We start from the raw sequence: 20,894 nt of genomic DNA, 5'->3' as shown, positions 1-20,894 counted from the left end.
TTAACAAAATGTGACAAAAATCTATTAACGAATCGTATTTTTTGTGTTAATATTCAAAATATAAAGGGTATTCGTCGTATGGAAATGGAGGGAATGGAGGTTTTTCCAATCGATAAGGATATTAAAGAAATATTTTGTTCACACTTGAAAAACAATAGGCACCAATTCGTAGAGAACTGGAAAAACAAAATGATAATTTCCGAAAAAGATCCATTTAAACTAGAAGTAGTTCAAAATGGAGAGGATTTACTAGAGTTAATTATCGAACTTACTATGGAAGATAAAGATATAAATTATCTTCAACCGTTATGTGAGAAAATTGCTATTGAACGTGCTGGAGCAGATGCGAATATTGGAGATTTTGTTTATAACGCAAACGTGGGAAGAAATGAACTTTTCGAAGCGATGTGTGAATTAGATGTTAGTGCTCGTGAATTGAAACCAATTATGGCAAAAATACATACTTGTTTTGACAAATTAATTTATTATACCGTTTTAAAATACTCGGAAATTATATCGAAGAATTTAGAGGAAAAACAGCAATATATTAACGAAACACATAAAGAAAGACTGACGATTTTAGGACAAATGTCAGCTAGTTTTGTACATGAATTTCGTAATCCGCTTACTTCCATTATGGGGTTTGTCAAATTATTAAAGGCAGATCATCCGAGTTTATCGTATTTAGATATTATTTCGCATGAATTAGATCAATTAAATTTTCGTATTTCGCAATTTTTACTCGTATCAAAAAAAGAAATGTGGAATGAATCGGAACGGTTTTGGCTTAATGACTTGTTTCAAGACATTATACAATTTTTATATCCGAGTTTGGTCAATGCGAATGTTTTGATTGAAAAGAATTTACCGTATCCAATTCCGCTTGTTGGTTATCGGAGTGAAGTGAGACAAGTATTTTTAAACATATTAATGAATTCAATTGATGCTCTTGAATCAATGAAAGAAGAACGAAAAATTATCATTGATGTATTTGAAGAAGATCAAGCTATTCGAATTGTGATAAAAAATAATGGACCAATGATTCCAGCTGAAAATGTAGAAACGATTTTTGAACCATTTGTAACTACTAAAAAGTTAGGGACTGGTATTGGATTATTTGTATGTAAACAAATTGTGGAAAAACATAATGGATCCATTATGTGCCGATCAGATAACGATTGGACAGAATTTCAAATTGCATTTCAAAAATAAACAGTCTACACCAAATGAATGGTGTAGACTGTTTTAATTTGTGAGTATAACGGCTTCTAATTTAGGATCTTTAGTTGAATAACCTACTATTGAAATTGTATAAATAACATTTGGTTCAACATTGAATTTCGGTATAGTCAATAAAACGTTTTTATTATCTGCGAGTGAAATTTCAATATCTGCTGTACCAGGGCTAACTTGCAAAAAATCGGTTATTTGTTTAAAGAGTACATTTTCAAATAAATGATCTCCATCTTTTAAATCTACATTTACAACAGGGGTATCTGGAGAGAAATGTGCAAAGCGTATTTTTGCTTGACCAGCTGGTAAATGTGTATTATCAAGTATAGGTTGTAATTGTAGGTGATTATCACTATTTATTGCAGCAAGAGTATAAGTATGATTTCCCATTATTGGTACCAACGCTGAAAAGATTGGAGTTTCATTTCCGACAGGAACAATATCTATACGGTATTTACCTTGCACTAATGATAAATAAGGGCTGAATTGCTTAAATGAAATATTTTTAATAACCTTTTGTCCGTTTACTAAAATGTCAACCGCCGGTATATTTGGATCGGCATGAAAAATTCTTATATGTGATGGTAAAGCAGCTTCTTGTGAGTCTCTTGTTTCATACGCCTGTACAAGTTTTGATAGTGCATCGTAATATTTCATATATAATTCTATATATTTTTTAGGGTTACGAAACTGATAGTAACGTGCGAGCTGTTCGTATTGCGTAACTTCTTGTCCATATTTTTCGATTTCAGATTGAGACATGAACATTCCTCCTTTGTCATCATTAAAACTATATGCGAAGCAAGAAAGCGGTTATGCAAAAAAAATGATTTTATAAAGGGAAAATTAAAAAGTGACAACAAATATGTTTTCATAAAGAGGTGCTGGTGCTTACGAGAATTTCACAGAGTAAAGCAGTACATATGACTGTACGAAAGTAAAATAAATGCCAAATTGAAAGTGCATTTCAATTAACATATTGAATACATGTCCAAAAATCGCTAGAAAACTAGGGATTTTTTTAATTATAGGCAAATACACATACAAAGTGATAATTGTCCTACATAAATTATAAAGGAAAGATACTTTGAATCTGAGGAAAGGAGTGCCACTTCGGGATAGGGATATCCCGATAGTAATTGTGAATGAAGTTATGAAAAGGTTTTGTGTTATAGACTGTAGGATGAATTTGTAAACTTCATTTTTCTATTTATTTTAGCAATTGACAGTATTAACCCATAAGAGAGCGTCATGACGAACTGATTAGTGTGGTTAATCGGTTCTTTTTTTATAGTTTAAAAATGAAAAGTTTACATAATGAATAGGAATCTGAATTGATTAGTAAGGTGGGTGTCGAAATTTGTTTTAAAATATGCAATTTAAAGTAGGATAATAGGAAGGAGTTTAACGGGAGTTCCGTCGAAGTGTACAGAATGTCGGTATTTAAGGACAGCTGGCATTATGCTATAAAAACATTTGGTGATGCAGTCATTTCATATAAAAAGGAGGGTCATTTGGGCGTATAGAAAAGGGTTGGTCTTCGGTTTTTTAGTTCTGAATTTTCTGTTTTATAAAATTTTTTAAGCACTCATTTGTATATTTTATAATAGTTTTTTGATAAATTCACTGCTTTTGCAGAGGATTCTTTTTTATGAAAGAAACGTCAATTTTCTTCATATATATATACAAATTGGAGAAATGGGGGAGCGCTATGCGCGATTACTTAATTAAACCACTTGTTGGTCAGCCGTATCCAATGATTTCACATGGAAAAGGTGTTTATTTGTATGATCAAAATGGCAATAAATATTTTGATGGTTCGTCAGGAGCAATTACGGCAGGTATTGGGCATGGCGTAAAGGAGATTGCAGACGTTATTAAAAAGCAAGCTGAGGAGATTGCTTTCGTTTATAGATCACAGTTTACGAGTGAACCAGCTGAAAAATTAGCGAAGAAGTTAAGTGATTTAAGTGTAGGAGATTTGAACTGGAGTTTTTTTGTAAATAGTGGTACGGAAGCGAATGAAACAGCTATGAAAATTGCAATTCAGCATTTTCAAGAGCGAGGTATTCAAGGGAAACATAAAATTTTATCAAGATGGATGAGTTATCACGGTATTACGATGGGTGCTTTATCAATGTCTGGGCATCCACTACGTAGACAACGTTTCGTATCTATTTTGGAAGATTATCCGACTATACCAGCTCCATATTGTTTCAGATGTCCTGTTCAAAAGGTATATCCAACTTGTCAGCTGGCATGTGCGACTGAACTAGAAAGATCAATTGAAAGAATTGGTGCAGAGCATATTGCTGCTTTTATTGCTGAGCCGATTATCGGAGCAGCTGGAGGCGCGGTTGTTCCGCCAAAAGACTATTATAAAGTCATTAAAGATATTTGTAATCATTACGATATTTTATTTATTGCGGATGAAGTAATGACTGGGCTTGGTCGTACTGGAGCATGGTTTGCGATGGAGCATTGGGGCGTAGAACCGGATATTATGACACTTGGTAAAGGGTTAGGAGCGGGATATACACCGATGGCAGCGACAGTTGTAAGTGATCGTGTTATGGAACCAATATTACGTGGATCACGTTCAGTAATGAGCGGTCATACGTTAAGTGCAAATCCATTGTCTGCAGCAACGGCTTTAGCTGTTATTGAATATATGGAGAAACATAATCTTCCTGAGAAAACAGCAGAAAAGGGAGAGTATTTAATAAAAGGCTTACAGAAAGTTCAACAACAATCGACAATCATTGCTGATGTGCGCGGAAAAGGGTTGCTAATCGGAGTAGAATTGCAACCGTTTACAAAAGCGTCGGAGCTTATTTCAGTTGCAGCTAAAAACGGCCTGCTTTTATATCAAGCAGTTTCAGGGCAAGCAGGAAAAGAAGATAGTGCGCTGCTTGTAGCACCGCCAATGACAACTACATATTCCGAGTTAGATGAATTACTTTCAATTTTCTCTAAAAGTGTGGAAGAGATGATGCAAAAAGGAGGGCATAGTATCGCATGACAACTATTACAAATACATTCGGTAAATTAAAAGAAATTGAGGAAGTAATTTCTTTGTTCCATGATGATATGACATTAATGTTTGGGGGATTTGGAGGGATTGGATCCCCTCCATCTTTAATACAGGCAATTTTAGAAAAAGGCGTTACAAATTTAAATTTGATTGGAAATGACACTGGATTTCCTGATGTAGGTATCGGTCGTCTTGTTACAAATGAAAGAGTTAAATCACTAATTACTTCTCACATTGGCTCCAATCCAAATGCAGGAAGGCAACTAAACGAGGGAAGATTACAAATTGAGTTTTCTCCGCAGGGAACATTAGCAGAGCGCATTCGCGCTGGTGGTGTTGGTCTTGGTGGTGTTTTAGTTGATGTTGGTGTTGATACGATTGTGGAAGAGGGAAAACGAACAGTTGAAATGAATGGTAAGACTTACTTAGTTGAAACAGCATTAACTGCTGAAGTTTCAATTGTATATGCAAAAAAGGCAGATCCGTTTGGTAACCTTGTATTTGACAAAAGTGCACGAAATATGAATCCTCACGTAGCGATGGCTGGGGATATAACAATTGTAGAAGCGGAAGAAATAGTCCCGCTTGGAAGTTTAGATCCAGAGGAAATTGTCGTTCCAGGTGTTTTCGTAAATTATATTGTACCGTCGGAAGGAGTGAACTGGAAATGGGTATGGGCGTAGAAGTGAGGGATAAGATTGCTAGGCGTGCGGCGAAAGAAATACAAAATGGTATGATTGTAAATTTAGGTATTGGCATACCATCGCTTGTACCAAATCATTTGCCTGACGATATAAATGTTATGTTTCATGCCGAAAATGGAATCGTGGGCATGGGACCAACGCCAAGTAAAGGGAATGAAGACGAAAATTTGTGTAATGCAGCAGGTTTACCAACTTCTCTTATAACAGGAGCGAGTTATTTCGATAGCTGCACAGCGTTTGGGATGATTCGAAAAGGTTTGCTAGACATAACGATTCTTGGTTCATTACAAGTAAGTGAAAATGGCGATTTAGCAAACTGGATTGTACCTGGAAAACGTGTTCCAGGTATTGGTGGAGCAATGGATTTAGCACAAAAAGCGAAGCGGGTCGTTGTTGTGATGAATCATGTTGATAAGTACGGAAATGCAAAAATTGTTTCAGAGTGTACATTGCCATTAACTTCAAAGAAATGTGTAGATTTAATTATTACTGATATGGCAGTCATGGAGGTAACTCCGAGTGGACTTATATTACAAGAATTAATGAGCCCATACACAGTAGAAGATGTAAAACGACATACAGAAGCTGATTTTCAAATTAGTTCTAACTTACTGGTAATTGAATGAAGGGAGATGTAATATATGGAGCAATTAAAAAAGCAAGTTTGTGATTATATTGAGAGCCATGAAGAGGAAAGTGTGAAATTTTTAAAACGATTAATTCAAGAAAAGAGCGTATCTGGTGATGAAAGCGGTGCGCAGGCAATTGTGATTGAAAAATTACGTGAATTAGGTTTAGATCTCGATATATGGGAGCCCTCCTTTTCTAAAATGAAAGATCATCCTTATTTTGTATCACCCCGTACAAGTTTTTCAGATAGCCCAAATATTGTAGCAACTTTAAAAGGAAGTGGCGACGGGAAATCTATGATATTAAATGGGCATATTGATGTAGTTCCAGAAGGGGATGTGAATCAGTGGGAACATCACCCTTATAGCGGTGAGAAAATAGGGAATCGTATATATGGCCGTGGAACGACGGATATGAAGGGCGGAAATGTCGCACTTATGCTTGCGATGGAAGCGATCATTGAATCTAGTATTGAATTAAAAGGAGACATCTATTTTCAAAGTGTAATAGAAGAGGAAAGTGGCGGAGCAGGGACATTAGCAACTATATTACGAGGATATAAAGCAGATGGTGTCATTATTCCAGAGCCTACTAATATGAAGTTTTTCCCGAAACAACAAGGTTCCATGTGGTTTCGTCTACGTGTAAAAGGGAAAGCTGCACACGGTGGAACGCGCTATGAAGGGGTTAGTGCAATTGAAAAAAGCATGTTTGTTATAGAACATGTAAGAAAGCTAGAGGAGAAAAGAAATAGTCGAATTACAGATCCGTTATTTAAAGGAATTCCAATTCCAATTCCAATTAACATTGGCAAAATTGAAGGAGGGAGTTGGCCAAGTTCTGTTCCCGATGAATTAATTTTAGAAGGAAGATGCGGTGTTGCGCCGAATGAGACTATAGAGGCGGCAAAAGAAGAGTTTGAGAATTGGATTGCTGAATTAAATGATGTGGACAATTGGTTTGTTGAAAATCCGGTAGAAGTAGAATGGTTTGGAGCGAGATGGGTTCCTGGTGAATTAGAAGAAAATCATGAACTCATTACAACACTTCATCATAACTTTGTTGAAATCGAAGGGAACGAACCAATTATTGAAGCATCTCCGTGGGGGACTGATGGAGGTTTATTTACACAAATTGCAAACGTACCAACAATAGTATTTGGTCCAGGAGAGACGAAAGTAGCACACTATCCAAACGAATATATAGAAGTTGATAAAATGATAGCTGCCGCAAAAATTATTGCATGTACATTACTAGATTGGTGTGAGGTGAAAAAATGAAATACTATGAATCTTTTAGAGAACAGACGAATTGTTATACAGTAGAAGGCGTTTTAGATTATTTTAATAAACGTATCCGGGTAGATCACTATAAAGGAAATGTTGAAAGTATTATACAGACAATTGACGAACTAGCAGAGAAACATTCTTTCACTAAATGTATTATTAAAGGAAAGGGAGATCATGTTTCAACATGGCTCTCTTTCGGTTTTTTGTTGGAAGCAACGATACCTCATTATTTTCAAGGACACGATGCATACTTTTTTGTGAAATATAATAATGATGAAAGACGAAATAGTATGCATTGGACTGAGGAAGATACTATATTAAGCGGTGTAAAAGGAAAAGAAATAAAAGAAAAAGTAGTTCCAGAGAAATTTTTGCTGAGAAAAGCGAATGAAGAAGATGCAGAAGAATTAGCAACTGTCTTCGGAAAAGTATTTGAAGTGTATCCGACACCTTTAAATGAAGCGAGTTATGTATTACAGACGATGAAAGAAGACGATACAATTTACTACGTGTATGAATTTGAGGGGAAAATTATTAGTACAGCATCTGCAGAAATGAACATAAAGGAAGGGAATGCAGAATTAACGAATTGTGCTACTTTACCTGAATATCGTAAACATGGATTTATGAAAAGTTTATTAATTAAATTAGAGGAAGAGCTTCGAGAAAGATCTATTTTCTGCTCCTATACAATTGCTCGATCGCTTTCTTTCGGAATGAATGCTGCCTTTCATCAATTAGGCTATACGTATACAGGAAGACTGGCGAATAATTGCTACATTTTTGATAAGTTGGAAGATATGAATATATGGGTGAAAGATCTATCTAGTTATTCGAAAGCAGTAAAACTTCCGTCTCAAAATTTGGCTGTAAAGCAAAACAGTTAGGTGGAGCTGGGTGTTCGAAAAAGTTGTACTAATTAGAGTTTCGAGTTATCTAATGAAAATATAAAATTGGTCAAAATTATAGAACGGAATCGTCATGCTTACAATCGCACATAGGTGTGCCGAAAATTCGGCATGTAATTGCTGGATTTTCGGCAAGAGGGGGGATGACATTGCTAGCAGTTTCGACACAAGAAGTCATTGAAGCGATTTTGGGCAGTATTGATGAGGCTATACACGCTGTAGATGAAAATGGAATTACAATATTTTATAATTCTGTAGCTGCAAAACACGATGGATCCAAGATTGAAAAAGTTTTAGGGAAACATCTGTTAGAAGCGTTCCCGTCTTTATCAAGGGAAACGAGTACATTGATGAAAGTACTAGATACAAAAAAACCTATCGTACATCAGGTACAACATTATCAAAATTTAAATGGTGAAGATGTTTGTACAGTAAATACGACGTTACCTATTTTTATAGATGGGAATATTGCTGGGGCTGTTGAAATTGCAAAGGATTACTCTACAATTCAAAAACTTACTGACACAATTGTTGACTTACAGTCGAAAATAAAGCGATCATCTAGAAAAAAAGTGATTAAAAAGCACGCTGCATTTGAGACGATAGTGACAAATGATACGCGGTTTAAACAGACGAAAGAGTTAGCACAAAAAGTAGCACCAACAGACGCGAATGTTTTAATATATGGTGAAACAGGAACAGGAAAAGAACTGTTCGTACAAGCAATTCATGAAGCTTCTAAAAGAAAAAACAAGCCATTTATTGCACAAAACTGTGCAGCTTTACCAGAGTCGCTATTAGAAAGTTTATTGTTTGGAACGACAAAAGGAAGCTATACGGGAGCGATTGAAAGAGCTGGGCTATTTGAACTTGTTGATGGTGGTACATTATTTTTAGATGAACTGAATTCAATGCCTCTTGATTTGCAGGCAAAAATGTTACGAGTGTTAGAAGATGGAGTCATTAGAAGAATTGGTGATAATAAGACGAGAAAAGTAGATGTTCGTGTTATTACCGCAATGAACCAGCCTCCAGAAATATGTTTACGAGAGAATAAAATTCGCACTGATTTATATTATCGCTTAAACGTATTTTCATTATATATCCCACCGCTTCGTGAAAGAACTGAGGATGTACTATTATTAGCATCTTATTTTTTGAAAGAATATAATAAAAGTTATAAAAAAGGTGTACTTCAAATTGATGAGGAAGCGAAAGATAGACTGCAAGCTTATCAGTGGCCTGGAAATGTCCGGGAGTTAAAACATACGATTGAACATGCTGTTATTATTGCAGAAGGGAATACATTAACAGCCAATTGTTTACCACGTACATTTCGGAAAGAGAAGTTTTCGAAGAAGAAGGGGATAATGCCACTTAGAGAAGCACTTCATCAAACAGAAAAAGAATTAATAGATCAAGCGTTGATTGAAACGGAAGGGAATATATTACAAGCCGCAAAAATGTTGGGTATCCCTCGTCAAACGCTTCAATATAAACTGAGCAAGTACGACAAAACCGCCGAATAATCGGCGGTTTTTGTGTGTTTGCACCAATAAAAGAGCGTTTACATATATAAAAAGTAATGAATATGATGTTAAGTATTGATTTCATACAACGCTTAAAAATATTTTTTTGCTTATGTAATAGGGTTCTCCGCACATTTACTTATCAACAATGTAAAGTTGGCATAACTATTGCTTATATAAAGGATGAGCGTATAAAAAGGGGGAATAGCAATGTTACATGATGTATACAAACCAAATCGTCACTGGAAGGATATCGAATTATGGAAAGATGTTACTGAAGAGCAATGGAATGATTGGGTTTGGCAATTAACGAATACGATCAAAACGTTAGATGACTTAAGAAAAGTGATTAACTTAACACCTGAAGAAGAAGAGGGCGTTAAAATTTCAACGAAAACGATCCCGTTAAACATTACACCGTACTATGCTTGGCTAATGAATCCTGATGATCCACGCTGTCCGATTCGGATGCAATCAGTACCGATTTCGGAAGAGTTATATAAAACAAAATATGATTTAGAAGACCCACTTCACGAAGACGAAGATTCACCAGTTCCAGGGCTAACACATCGTTATCCGGACCGTGTACTATTCTTAGTAACAAATCAATGTTCTATGTATTGTCGTTACTGTACACGTCGTCGTTTTAGTGGACAAATTGGAATGGGTGTACCGAAGAAACAATTAGATGATGCAATTGCTTATATTCGTGAAACGCCACAAGTACGAGATGTATTAATCTCCGGTGGTGACGGACTTCTAATTAACGATAAAATTTTAGAATATGTATTAAAAAATTTACGAGAGATTCCGCATGTTGAGATTATTCGTATCGGAACGAGAGCACCAGTAGTATTCCCACAACGTATTACAGAAAACTTATGTAACATTATTAAAAAATACCATCCAGTATGGTTAAATACACATTTCAATACATCTATTGAAATTACTGAAGAATCGAAAAAGGCATGTGAAATGTTAGCGAATGCTGGTGTTCCAGTCGGAAACCAAGCAGTAATTTTAGCTGGTATTAACGACAGCGTTCCAATTATGAAAAAACTTATGCATGACTTAGTAAAAATCCGTGTACGTCCATACTACATTTATCAATGTGACTTATCTGAAGGTATCGGTCACTTCCGTGCACCAGTATCTAAAGGTCTTGAAATTATTGAAGGTTTACGTGGACACACATCTGGTTATGCTGTTCCGACATTCGTTGTTGATGCGCCAGGCGGAGGCGGTAAAATTGCACTTCAACCAAACTATTTAATCTCACAAAGTGCAGATAAAGTTGTACTTCGTAACTTTGAAGGTGTTATTACGACGTATCCAGAGCCAGAGAGCTATATTCCAGGAAGAGCGGAAGGATACTTTAAAGAGATTTATCCGAACTACGAAGAAAAACGTTCAGATGTTGGTATCGCAGGTCTTATGAGCGATAAGAAATTTAACCTCGTTCCAGACGACTTACAGCGTATGAACCGTCGTAAAGACTACGAAGATAATGATACTCATGCATCTTTAAAAGATAAACGTGATAAGCGCGATCAATTAAAAGATAAAAAATATCAAGCACAAATGGCTAAGTTAGAAGAAAACGACAAAAAAACTGAGGGTGATGCAGTATGAATTGTATGTGGTGTGACAGTACAGAAGCGAAAGAAAGCTTGAATACTGTATATTGGGAATTACCAGATGGTACGAAAGCCATTGAAATCCAAGAGACACCATGTATTTCTTGTTCCTCGTGTGGGATGGACTATCAATCAGACCATACAGTAAAAGAAATTGAAGATCAATTATTCTTAATTTACACGAAAGATTTACCAAAACAACTAACATATGAAGAATTAATGGGAAGACCGCGTCTATTAAAAAGAAATTATTTTGACTTTTAACCAGCTTTTATGCTGGTTTTTTTCTTTTTTGCCTTGTATAATGTACCCAAGTTAGAAAGGTAGGGAATATTTTTGAAAAAGACATTTTACCATTATATGATGAAGCATCGTGCAGCTTTATTTAGAAATGAAATTTCAGATTTAGCAGAGGCGATGTATGATGATTTAAGTTTTCCGAAGCAATCTGAAGACTATGATGAAATTAGTTCATACTTAGAGTTGAGCGGAGTGCTAGAAAGTATGTCTATATTTGATGAAGCCTGGGATCTATACATACAAGATAGATAAAAACTATTTGAAAACATACAGAATACATTACTTTGTTTAAAGTGAAGTATTCTGTATGTTTTTTTATTATGAAATTTGTTGATTTGAAGCTAGTCTAGTTACTAGCTTTTGTTTGAGTGTAATGTAAATTTTATAAGATTATATTTTTTATTGAAAAAATTTATGAATATAAGCTTCTGTGATAAGCGTTTTTATGTAGGTTGCATATACTGATATCAAAATCACGACGTCAAAAAAAGGAGAGATAGAGATGGCAAGAAAAAAACAACCTAAATACAACGTAGGGGACATAGTCGTGATTACGCTATATGGAACCGTTGGGAAAATCACAAATATGAAGGTTTTAGATGGAGTTTATGTATACGAAGTCAATAATCACGATGGATTTTACGTAGAGCAAACATTGCAGCACGTTACAGAGCAGGATATGAAAAAGGGCGATACGGAGTGGATTGAATTAAATTATAATTTCACGTTTGGTGATCTTGTGCAAGTAACTGGATATGATAAAGATGTTTTCCGTATTGTTGGTTTTCGTACAGAAGTATGGAGATATAAGAATGACGCATGGGAAGATACAATTTATGAATTGTCACGGATTACGGATGGTGAATGGTTAGAAGCGGATGAATCAGATTTAACGTTACTTGCGAATGCTCAAACGGCAAATGCAATTTTGAAGAAAATGAAACAAGATAAAGCAGGTATGAATAAATTAGATTTAGGTAAGTTAAAGTCAATTAACAACTCGAAAAAAGTGAGTGTTAAGACGAATCGTCAAGAAATCATTGATGGATTACTTGACATTTATAACGATTATCAATTATTGTTCGATACATTTAAAGATGAAGAATATAAAATTGTAATGGATGTTGTTCATAATTATTTAGTTAAATTGACAGAGAAAAAGTAGTTAACTAGAAAGAGAGAATAAATTGAACAACAACATATGCAGTATAAGGTATGCCTACAACTATTAAAAAAATAAAAAGCCACTTTATAAGAGAGTCTGCCCATTGATCTTCATGCATGAACTCTTCTTTTGTTTGTCCTACTTCATATTGATTTTCCATTATTATTTCCCCCTTTGAATAGCTTGTACTACAATCGTATGCATCTCGTCCAAAGCTTATGACCTATAAAAAAATAAAATCTATTTTTCTAATCTCATATACATAATTTTGAGATTTTTTCATAAAACAGAAATAAAGGAGTGATGCTCATGAAGGAAATTGAAGTCGTGATTGATACGGAAGAGATTGCGGAGTTTTTTTATGAGCAACTAATTGAAAGAGGGTACGTCCCAAAACGAGAAGAAATTGAAGATCTCGCAGATATTACATTTGAGTATTTATTAGAGAAATGCATGATTGATGAAGTTTTTGATGAAGAGGATGAATGAAAGTAACGACGGGCATAACTCGTCGTTTTTTACTCTTTACAAACCTGTCACAAATATAGTCAATAATTATTGATATAATGAAAAGGAAATTTTACTCAAGAGGTGAAGGAATGTTCAAAAAAATTATTGATTCTTTATTAGGAAAGAAAAAATATCGTTCGTATTCAAGTAGTGATTATCGTCGTAGAGGGCGCTCGTATTCAAGTAGCGATTATAAACGACGTTCATCTGGTTATGGACATCAACATTATAAAAGAAAACGTAAAAGCCGTAGCTTCTTTTCAAGTAGCTGATGAAATGGCGTCGTGTACTAGCATTATTTGATAGACCACTGCGAAAAAATACAATTGTTGCAGAGCGTTATAAAATTGAATCAGTAATTGGAATGGGCAGTTATGGGGTTACATATGTCGTTAATGATTTACAAATAAATAGATATAAAGTCTTAAAACAATTAAGACAAAGTAAACAAAGATATGAGTCTGGTAGAAAATCATTTGAACAAGAGAAAATGATTTTACAAACATTAAATTATCATGCAATTCCTAGTCTATATGATTATTTCATATGGGAGAAAAAGAGCTTCTTTGTGATGGAGTACATGCCTGGTAAAAATTTTGAAGATTATATTTTCATAGATGGGTATGTATATACAGAACGTGAAGTTTTTGAGATTTTATATGAAATATTAGAAATTGTATCGGTGTTTCATAGTGAAGGCATTATTCACCGAGATTTACGCATTCCAAACATATTAATGAAAGAAAATCAAATTAGTATTATTGATTTTGGATTAGCTAAATGGAAAGGTGAGGATGATGAGCGAGCTACAACTTACGAAGGTGAACAAGCTTTGATGCGAGAAGTTCAATTTCGTAGCGACTTTTATGCGCTCGGTCATTTCTCATTATTTTTATTATATGCAGGATATGAATCTAATGAAAAACAGGAAAAACCATGGTACGAAGAATTAACTTTGGAAAATTATAATCGCGAAATGCTTATGCGAATGTTACAAATAAAAACGCCGTACTATGAGAATGTACAAGATTTAAAACAAGATGTAGCTTCTGCTTTAGAAAGGATGGAGACTCCATGTTTCAAAAGTTTTTAGCAAGCGTTGGTATTGGAAGTGCAAAGGTAGATACTGTTCTTGAAAAAGATGAGTATATTGTTGGGGAAGAAATAGTTGGAAAGGTTCATATAACTGGAGGTTCAGTTAGCCAACAAATTGAAAGCATTTACTTAACATTATCGACGTCGTATGTACGAGAAGTGGATGATAAAAAAGTAACAGCAACATATGATTTAGAGCGAGTACGCTTAACCGAACCTTTTTCTGTAGAACCGAATGAAAAAGTTGACATTCCATTTTCTTTTCCAATGCCAATTGAAGCACCACTTACACTTGGTATGAAAACGGTTTGGATTCATACAGGTCTTGATATTAAACGTAGTATAGACCCAAGTGACCGCGACTACGTTCAAGTGTTACCTAATGCATTATTAAGTAGTGTTTTAGATAGTGTAAATGAATTAGGGTTTAAAGCACGTCATATAGAATGTGAAGAATTACCGCACCGATTACGTAAACAAGTTCCATTCGCACAAGAATTTGAGTTTATTCCGGTTTCTGGAGAGTACTACGGCAGATTAGATGAATTAGAATTATTAATTTTGCCACGTGCATACGACCGATTAGAAATAATTATGGAAGTAGATAGAAAATCACTTGGATTAGCTGGTTTATTCGCTGAGGCACTTGATCTTGATGAGAAGGTTATTCGCTTCACTGTAACAAGAGAAGATATCCCTGAGATGAAGCAAAAAATTAATAATTATATTTTTTAATAAACTATGCATAAAAAAGAAATGGAGAGGAAAACTAAAACAACCGCTCCATTTTTTTGCATAGTGAGGTTATGTATGTGAAACGATATCGACATTTATACTTGCTAAGTTTTACGTTACTCATTTGTTTTGTCGTATTATCACTTTCGTATCATACCGCTTGTATTGAGAACTTTGACAATATAGTCGCACATTTTATTCAAAGCTTTCGAAACGATTATTTGACGACCTATTTTACTTGGGTGTCTTTTATCGGTTCCAAAAGAATATATTTTCCATTACTCATTATTCTTGTAATGTATTTTCTCGTTAGAAAAAAGTTGCTTAGTGCGTTGCTTCTAACAATTAATTACTACGGATCTCGTTATTTAAACAGTATGCTTAAACTATGGTACGAACGAGCAAGACCTGATGTCACGCAGCTTGTTACTGCAACTGGATATAGTTTTCCGAGCGGTCATACGATGAATGCTACTGCTTTTTTAGGATTTATTGCATACGTCACAATTACTGAAGAGCGTATTTCTTTGCATAAAAAATTGTTAATTATTCTTATAGCAAGCTTTGTTGTATTATCTATTTCAGTTAGCCGAATATATCTTGGCGTGCACTATCCATCTGACATATTAGCAGGATGGGCAGCTGGTGGTAGCTGGCTCGTTTTATGTGTTATATTCCATAAAACGTTCATAAAAAAAGAACCTATGTCATAATAGGTTCTTTTTTCATTGGCTCAACATGAATGTGTGCATGGTAAATTCCAAACTTTTTGCGAAGCATAGCTTCGATGTTGTCGGTAATACAGTGACTTTCTCCAACATCCATGCGAGCATCTACTTCAATTGTAATATCAACGTACGTTTGATTCCCATACATACGTGCTCTAATATCTACAATGTTTTCCACACCGCCAATATGCTCAATAGCATCAGCGTATTCTTCCATTTTATCAGGATCAATTCCATCTGTAAGCATATGAGAAGATTCTACGAAAATCTCCCATGCAGTTTTACAAATAATAAGACCGACAATTAAAGCGGCAATAGGGTCTAAAATAGGCATTTGGAACTGAGAACCGACAATACCTACTACGGTACCAATACTTACGAGTGCATCTGATAAATTATCCTTTGCAGCGGCTTCTAATGATTTACTTTTTGTTCGTGCTGCAATTTTTTTCGTATACAAATACACGCAGTACATAACGACAGCAGAAAATAAAGCAACCCATGCAGCGAGTATATTAGGCGCTGCTTGTTTCGGATTTAAGAAAGATTGAATGGCACTAATAACAACTTCTAATCCGACTGTTGCCATAATGAAGGACGCAACAAGTGATGCGATTTGTTCGGCCCGCGAATGCCCATACGGATGATCTGGGTCACGAGGTTTACGAGATATTTTTAGACCAATTAATATCGCTAAAGAAGCACCGATATCCGTTAAGTTATTTAAACCGTCAGCACGTAATGCGCTAGAGAGGGTAATATAACTGATGATGATTTTCATAGAGGATAAAAATATGTAGGCCATAATGCTGACAATAGCACCTTTATCAGCTTCTTTATGAGAAAGAGTATCCATTTTAATCACTCACCTTTCTTTAAAGGAATTTCTTTCTATAAATAGAGTATCAAACGAAAGTCGTGTGGGTCTATACAAACATTGTTGACGTTTTATAGCTTTTTAAGAAGGGGATAACAAAGTTTCGTGAAGGAAAAATATGTTGAAAAGTACAAAGTCAGGGTGTAAACCTAATTAGAGTCTATTTACTAAAGAGATAGGAGGGGAGATGGATCAAGAAACGAATACTTTTCTTACTACATATTATTCTTATCATGACAAGGTGTAATTCATTAAACGAGGAAAAACGTCAAAAGATAATTATGAAAACAGATGAAAGCCCTCTGGAAAATATTTTCCAGAGGGCTTTCATCTTAGTATGCTTCTAAAAACTCAGTAACTTGCTCTTCTGTTTTTGCGTTAGCACTATGTAAGTGGCCTAGCTTCTCACCGTTTTGGTATACAAGTAAACTTGGAATACCCATTACTTGATACTCTTCAGCGATACTTGGAAACTCATCTTTATTAATAGAATACCATTCAAATTTATTGAACTCTTCCATTACATCTCCGATAAAGTTGTCCATACGTACGCAATCTGGGCACCATGTAGTAAAGAACTTAACAACTACTGGCTCCTCGCTTGCGATGATGTCTTTGAATTCTTGTTCTGTTTTAATTTCTTTCATAAGTAAAACTCCTTTCAATATCACACGAATTTATATGCAAAATTCGCATTTGCAAACATGTTGCAAACTTATTATTTGTTTTTTAGTTTTGTAGTTCGTTCACACTTATAAAATTGTATGTAACATGGCTGCGCTACTAAGTGTGAAAATAACGGAACCTCACTTTTCTTTATAAGCTTTTTCCAGGATTGTGTCAAACTTTTGAATTTTATACAGAAATTAAAGAAGCCGACACTTTGATTAAGTATGGGCAGAGTGACTAAAATTAATCGCTTATTAATTTCGAATAAATATTTAAATCGATAAGCTTTCCAGCTGATTTTTCGCTTTTTCTCAGAGTACCTTCAAAAGTAAAGTTTAATTTTTCTAATACTTTTATGGAATTTACATTTGCTGGTTCAACTTTTACAAAAATTGAATCAGGTTAGAAATTATATGGTTGTAATGGGAATTGAGGGATATGAATAAAAAAATTGTATCCCGCATTAACGGGCAGTAAGACCCCCACTGATTAAAGTTTCACTTTATTAGGGATTTGCCTTAAACATTTATTACAGTCAAGAATATTTATAATAATATGAACTAAAAAAGGTCCAATTTTTGTAATGTTGGAGGGGATTATTGTGGACATAACTCAAAGCGTGGCAAGAATAGTGGTTAATGGGAAAGACCTTTCTTTCACTTCAGTTCAAACCTCTACATGGAATCATGGACCTGTAAATGATTTAATCATTACGACGAATCAGAGGGTGAATGAGCTTTTTCAATTCATGTGGTCACAAGTACCGGTTACGATGTCGATATATTTTCTTCAAGGGGCGGATTTACTTAGGTTCGTTAGGGTTGCTGGAATCGATGAGCGTGTAACAGGAGAATATGTATATCATTTCATTTGGTAATAAGAAGAATTCAAAGTAGTCTAGCAGCTACTGTTTTATTTTGTCATTTGAATATAAGCGAGCGGACTAGCTTATAGTACCTACTGAAATAAAGAATCATAATATAATTTGTAATAAATTATACGGAAGTGAGTTGAAGATCATGTTTTATTCATATTTTAATTCTGAAGCTGGCATGCGACCAGCGTATGGTACGTCTATAACATATAGTGGAGCACAAAGTACAGTCCAAGCTATTCAACAAGCATTGCAAATGCAACAACAAATGCAAATGCAGCAGCAAGGAGTACAACCATATTACTCATCCGTAGAGTATTTTTACCCAGTACATCATGTTACACCGTACGGAAGTTCTTTTCTTACTATTCCATATGGAACTATATACAACTTATAACTAGTAAGGAATGAAGTGGTGTATATAAATAAGGGTGCAGATTAATAGCGCCCTTATGAATAATAAAAATAGCTAGTCCAAACCGTATAAATCAATCTTACATAATATGTAGTAATAAGTTTGAAAGGGGAATTAGTATGTCTTGTTATTACTACTGTAAGTATTGTCAGGAGTATAAAGATAAGCATCATGATTGTTGTAAGAACACTAGTAAGTGTCATGATAACAAGGACAATCTTGTTAGAGCATCGGCATTTAGAGCTAGAAATACTGTGAATCAAAATGTTCCTGCTAATACTTTTGTGAAAGTGTTATTTCAAAATGAACAATTTGATTTAGCGAATGAGTATAATCCAGCAACATCTATTTTTATGCCGAAGACTAAAGGTGTATATTCTGTTATTGGAACAATTGGTTTCTTTCCAAACGATCCAACTTTAAATTATAGAGCGCGTGTAGAAATTCGTGTGAATGGAAACGCAGCGATAGCTATAGATAATGACTTTTTTGGTCCAATAAGTTTTGGAAATGTCGTAAGTGTTTCGACGATTGTTCAATTGAATGCAGGGGATGAAGTTGAGATTTATGCACAAAGTAGTATAGATGGGGTTTTAAGTCCTTTAGAAGATGGGGCACATTTTGAAGCGGCAAGATTTCCTTCTCCAACTAAATAAAACTGATCATTAAATGTTTTTTAGTAGGTTTAGTTAATCCCCTTACCAAATGGTGGGGGATTATTATTGTTTTTCTAGGATATATATAAGTAAATAGGTAAAGTGTAGTTTAATTTGTAGGGGCTTCAACCTTCTTCAGATAATGAACAAAATAATATGCAAATAAGTAACATGCTTGTGAAAACTCATTGTTAGTAAGTTTACTAGTTTTCTTATTGAACAGAAAGACGGAATACATAAAAGATCGTATCATTACGTTTTTTCTTTACTATATAGAAATTACATATTGAACACAGCTTTGTATAGGTAATGCTAATACACTGAAAAGAATAACATAAAGGCGATTACACTATATAAAAACAAAATCAATCCTAAGATGAGTAGTATCGGATGCAGCTTGAACATATTTGACCTCCTTGAGTATATAAAGAATTTTAATATATTGTTGGTCAATTTAGAAGGGGGACGGTTATATAAAAAAAGAGCATACATAATAAGTACGCTCCAAAGAAAGATAGGTTTTATGAGTGGATAATCTCCATACGATAATATATGTTCTTTTAATAAAAACGTGTAAAAAATCAATGAATTATCAATGGAATATCATAAAATGAGTAATTTTAGTCTAGGAATGCAGTTATTTTCTTTCTCAGTTATTTTAGGTAACAAAGTTGTGAAAATCGTGCATTATGCGGACTAACAACGGGATAACGATCGTACTTCAGTTACATATTTCTTAAAGTCTGGATATTGCGTGATAGTTTGACATTTGGGGGCGCATAGTTGATTAATTATAGACACATTTGTAATTACTTCGTTACAAGGACCGAAAAATGTAACTTTTAGTTTTGAATTTGGTGGGATTTTGAACACGATAGGTTTTTTTTCCATGAAATCAGCTCCTAATATTGAGTATTATAATTTAAAGGATATAGAGTCGTATTAGTATAATATGAAATTTCAGTGGATTTGCTTATAATAAAGAATTTCATAGTAGTAAAAGTGCTTAAAGATGTAAAGGGAAAATTGAGAATGTGAAATAAGATGTTTAATTAATATAACTGATGCATTTTTTAGTTTTTTACATATTATGCTAGTAAGAATTGTATAAGGAGGTAGTATAAAATATTGGAAGAAAATGTACAAGTTCAGCTTTCGCCACCTTGGATCACATATTTTAATGAATTGAAAAATTCAATAGGTGCTGATCCAACTGTTACAGTTGGGCCACTTATTCCTGTTGGTGGTAATTATATTATTTTAGTGCATGCGTTAAGCAACGAAAAAGCGAGAGCATTAGCAACGCTTTTAAAATCTTTTGTACAATTTGGGAATGTAAGTGTGACAGTTATTGTAACGAATAATGAGAATGAAATTGTAAATCCATTTCCTTGTCCACTAGATGCATTTGAAATAGCTCATTTATTTCAAGTAGCACTAGAAAATAATCCTTATTTTGAACAAGTTGTGGTACAGCCTCAGTTCCCTGGCGGACCGAATGTTGTCTTTCCGGTTTTCGCTGCGGAAGTCATTCAGTTTTTCAATGACGATATTTCTAACTTATGTCAAACGTTTACAGGTGTTGCTGCCAATGTATTTCGTGATGTAATGAATGATGAGATTTGTGGTATCCCAATTCTATTTTCCACAAGTTGTGTTATGAGCAGTGAAAATCAAGAATTACAAAATACAGATTTAGCACCAAAGTTGTTTTATTAAACTGTAAAAAGACATTTTCATTAATAGAAAATGTCTTTTTTTATGCACCAATAGTGTTCAGGTTGGAAAATTGTGATTTAAAAGGAGTAAACTTCAATTAATTAAAATTTTTCTAAATCTCAAATTTCATGTAGAGGTAGTAATTTTGACTTAAGAATATATAGAAAATGAGGGATGAAATTTTTTA

The 20,894-nt window shown here is 34.4% G+C and carries 25 protein-coding genes and 1 pseudogene; 20 read left to right on the top strand and 6 right to left on the bottom strand.

Annotated features, from left to right (window positions below; genetic code table 11):
• Positions 1–78 precede the first annotated feature (78 nt).
• The gene (locus tag QO049_RS14080; RefSeq protein WP_000425086.1) at positions 79–1,212 is read left to right on the top strand and encodes a BA2291 family sporulation histidine kinase; all 1,134 of its coding nucleotides are present in this window, start codon (positions 79–81) and stop codon (positions 1,210–1,212) included.
• Between the two features lie 33 nt (positions 1,213–1,245).
• On the opposite strand, the gene QO049_RS14075 is transcribed toward QO049_RS14080, so the two are convergent.
• Entirely contained in the window at positions 1,246–1,995 is a 750-nt protein-coding gene (locus tag QO049_RS14075) for a DUF4397 domain-containing protein (RefSeq protein WP_000083284.1), read from the bottom strand.
• A gap of 949 nt (positions 1,996–2,944) precedes the next feature.
• On the opposite strand from QO049_RS14075, the gene QO049_RS14070 reads away from it, so the two are divergent.
• From QO049_RS14070 to QO049_RS14025, 10 genes are all read left to right on the top strand, one after another.
• Complete coding sequence (locus QO049_RS14070) at positions 2,945–4,255, top strand: aspartate aminotransferase family protein (RefSeq protein ID WP_001205879.1); 1,311 nt, start codon at positions 2,945–2,947, stop codon at positions 4,253–4,255.
• Entirely contained in the window at positions 4,252–4,950 is a 699-nt protein-coding gene (gene atoD / locus QO049_RS14065; RefSeq protein WP_000208107.1) for an acetate CoA-transferase subunit alpha, read from the top strand. Before QO049_RS14070 ends, atoD begins: the two co-directional genes overlap by 4 nt.
• Positions 4,935–5,597, top strand: a complete 663-nt coding sequence (locus tag QO049_RS14060; protein ID WP_000525278.1) for a CoA transferase subunit B — start codon at positions 4,935–4,937, stop codon at positions 5,595–5,597. Before atoD ends, QO049_RS14060 begins: the two co-directional genes overlap by 16 nt.
• A gap of 15 nt (positions 5,598–5,612) precedes the next feature.
• A complete protein-coding gene (locus tag QO049_RS14055) occupies positions 5,613–6,881 on the top strand; it encodes a peptidase (RefSeq protein WP_058839571.1) in 1,269 nt (422 codons plus the stop codon).
• Positions 6,878–7,777 carry a putative beta-lysine N-acetyltransferase gene (ablB, locus tag QO049_RS14050; protein ID WP_246962645.1) on the top strand — a complete coding sequence of 300 codons (900 nt, stop codon included), beginning with the start codon at positions 6,878–6,880 and terminating at the stop codon, positions 7,775–7,777. Before QO049_RS14055 ends, ablB begins: the two co-directional genes overlap by 4 nt.
• Before the next feature lie 164 nt (positions 7,778–7,941).
• Entirely contained in the window at positions 7,942–9,327 is a 1,386-nt protein-coding gene (rocR, locus tag QO049_RS14045; RefSeq protein WP_011110073.1) for an arginine utilization transcriptional regulator RocR, read from the top strand.
• A 210-nt stretch (positions 9,328–9,537) separates the two neighbouring features.
• Positions 9,538–10,959 carry a lysine 2,3-aminomutase gene (gene kamA, locus QO049_RS14040; RefSeq protein WP_000902142.1) on the top strand — a complete coding sequence of 474 codons (1,422 nt, stop codon included), beginning with the start codon at positions 9,538–9,540 and terminating at the stop codon, positions 10,957–10,959.
• A complete protein-coding gene (locus QO049_RS14035) occupies positions 10,956–11,228 on the top strand; it encodes a YokU family protein (RefSeq protein ID WP_000995763.1) in 273 nt (90 codons plus the stop codon). Before kamA ends, QO049_RS14035 begins: the two co-directional genes overlap by 4 nt.
• Positions 11,229–11,300: 72 nt before the next feature.
• Positions 11,301–11,516, top strand: coding sequence for a YozE family protein (locus QO049_RS14030; protein WP_000750720.1), 216 nt, complete (start codon positions 11,301–11,303; stop codon positions 11,514–11,516).
• 250 nt (positions 11,517–11,766) lie between these two features.
• The gene (locus QO049_RS14025; protein WP_000101499.1) at positions 11,767–12,429 is read left to right on the top strand and encodes a hypothetical protein; all 663 of its coding nucleotides are present in this window, start codon (positions 11,767–11,769) and stop codon (positions 12,427–12,429) included.
• Between the two features lie 4 nt (positions 12,430–12,433).
• On the opposite strand, the gene QO049_RS14020 is transcribed toward QO049_RS14025, so the two are convergent.
• Positions 12,434–12,589, bottom strand: a complete 156-nt coding sequence (locus tag QO049_RS14020; RefSeq protein WP_000431486.1) for a DUF3930 family protein — start codon at positions 12,587–12,589, stop codon at positions 12,434–12,436.
• A gap of 149 nt (positions 12,590–12,738) precedes the next feature.
• Between QO049_RS14020 and QO049_RS14015 the strand changes: the two genes are divergently transcribed.
• The 5 genes from QO049_RS14015 to QO049_RS13995 all read left to right on the top strand — a co-directional run bounded on the left by QO049_RS14015 (position 12,739) and on the right by QO049_RS13995 (position 15,482).
• A complete protein-coding gene (locus QO049_RS14015; RefSeq protein WP_000658451.1) occupies positions 12,739–12,918 on the top strand; it encodes a YozD family protein in 180 nt (59 codons plus the stop codon).
• A gap of 110 nt (positions 12,919–13,028) precedes the next feature.
• Positions 13,029–13,211, top strand: a complete 183-nt coding sequence (locus tag QO049_RS14010) for a hypothetical protein (protein ID WP_000473371.1) — start codon at positions 13,029–13,031, stop codon at positions 13,209–13,211.
• Positions 13,211–14,032, top strand: coding sequence for a serine/threonine protein kinase (locus QO049_RS14005; protein ID WP_098592664.1), 822 nt, complete (start codon positions 13,211–13,213; stop codon positions 14,030–14,032). Before QO049_RS14010 ends, QO049_RS14005 begins: the two co-directional genes overlap by 1 nt.
• Positions 14,014–14,769: a sporulation protein gene (locus QO049_RS14000; RefSeq protein ID WP_246962647.1), complete on the top strand. Its 756-nt coding sequence runs from the start codon at positions 14,014–14,016 to the stop codon at positions 14,767–14,769. Before QO049_RS14005 ends, QO049_RS14000 begins: the two co-directional genes overlap by 19 nt.
• A 77-nt stretch (positions 14,770–14,846) precedes the next feature.
• Positions 14,847–15,482, top strand: coding sequence for a phosphatase PAP2 family protein (locus QO049_RS13995; protein ID WP_000833370.1), 636 nt, complete (start codon positions 14,847–14,849; stop codon positions 15,480–15,482).
• Here the strand turns inward: QO049_RS13995 and QO049_RS13990 are convergent.
• The 3 genes and pseudogenes from QO049_RS13990 to QO049_RS13980 all read right to left on the bottom strand — a co-directional run.
• Positions 15,472–16,353, bottom strand: coding sequence for a cation diffusion facilitator family transporter (locus tag QO049_RS13990; protein ID WP_000380380.1), 882 nt, complete (start codon positions 16,351–16,353; stop codon positions 15,472–15,474). The genes QO049_RS13995 and QO049_RS13990 overlap by 11 nt on opposite strands.
• Positions 16,354–16,706: 353 nt before the next feature.
• Positions 16,707–17,021: a thioredoxin family protein gene (locus QO049_RS13985; protein ID WP_000658787.1), complete on the bottom strand. Its 315-nt coding sequence runs from the start codon at positions 17,019–17,021 to the stop codon at positions 16,707–16,709.
• Positions 17,022–17,286: 265 nt separating this feature from the next.
• Positions 17,287–17,436 (bottom strand): annotated as a pseudogene (locus QO049_RS13980) (GNAT family N-acetyltransferase); the annotation flags it as partial.
• A 208-nt stretch (positions 17,437–17,644) separates the two neighbouring features.
• On the opposite strand from QO049_RS13980, the gene QO049_RS13975 reads away from it, so the two are divergent.
• From QO049_RS13975 to QO049_RS13965, 3 genes are all read left to right on the top strand, one after another.
• Entirely contained in the window at positions 17,645–17,920 is a 276-nt protein-coding gene (locus QO049_RS13975) for a hypothetical protein (RefSeq protein WP_144502069.1), read from the top strand.
• A 142-nt stretch (positions 17,921–18,062) separates the two neighbouring features.
• Positions 18,063–18,314 (top strand): DUF3947 family protein, encoded by a 252-nt coding sequence (locus QO049_RS13970; protein ID WP_000500092.1) that lies wholly within the window; start codon positions 18,063–18,065, stop codon positions 18,312–18,314.
• A gap of 137 nt (positions 18,315–18,451) precedes the next feature.
• Positions 18,452–18,988 (top strand): C1q-like domain-containing protein, encoded by a 537-nt coding sequence (locus QO049_RS13965; RefSeq protein ID WP_002098484.1) that lies wholly within the window; start codon positions 18,452–18,454, stop codon positions 18,986–18,988.
• Positions 18,989–19,684: 696 nt separating this feature from the next.
• Here the strand turns inward: QO049_RS13965 and QO049_RS13960 are convergent.
• A complete protein-coding gene (locus QO049_RS13960) occupies positions 19,685–19,879 on the bottom strand; it encodes a hypothetical protein (RefSeq protein WP_000412556.1) in 195 nt (64 codons plus the stop codon).
• 237 nt (positions 19,880–20,116) lie between these two features.
• On the opposite strand from QO049_RS13960, the gene QO049_RS13955 reads away from it, so the two are divergent.
• Positions 20,117–20,707 (top strand): hypothetical protein, encoded by a 591-nt coding sequence (locus QO049_RS13955; protein WP_098207624.1) that lies wholly within the window; start codon positions 20,117–20,119, stop codon positions 20,705–20,707.
• The last annotated feature ends 187 nt before the right edge of the window (positions 20,708–20,894 follow it).

Origin of the sequence: Bacillus sp. RB3 (assembly GCF_030164735.1) — a bacterium.
Lineage (GTDB): Bacteria > Bacillota > Bacilli > Bacillales > Bacillaceae_G > Bacillus_A > Bacillus_A cereus.
The sequence above is the reverse complement of the archived record's forward strand: the minus strand, read 5'-3'. Positions and strand labels throughout refer to the sequence as shown.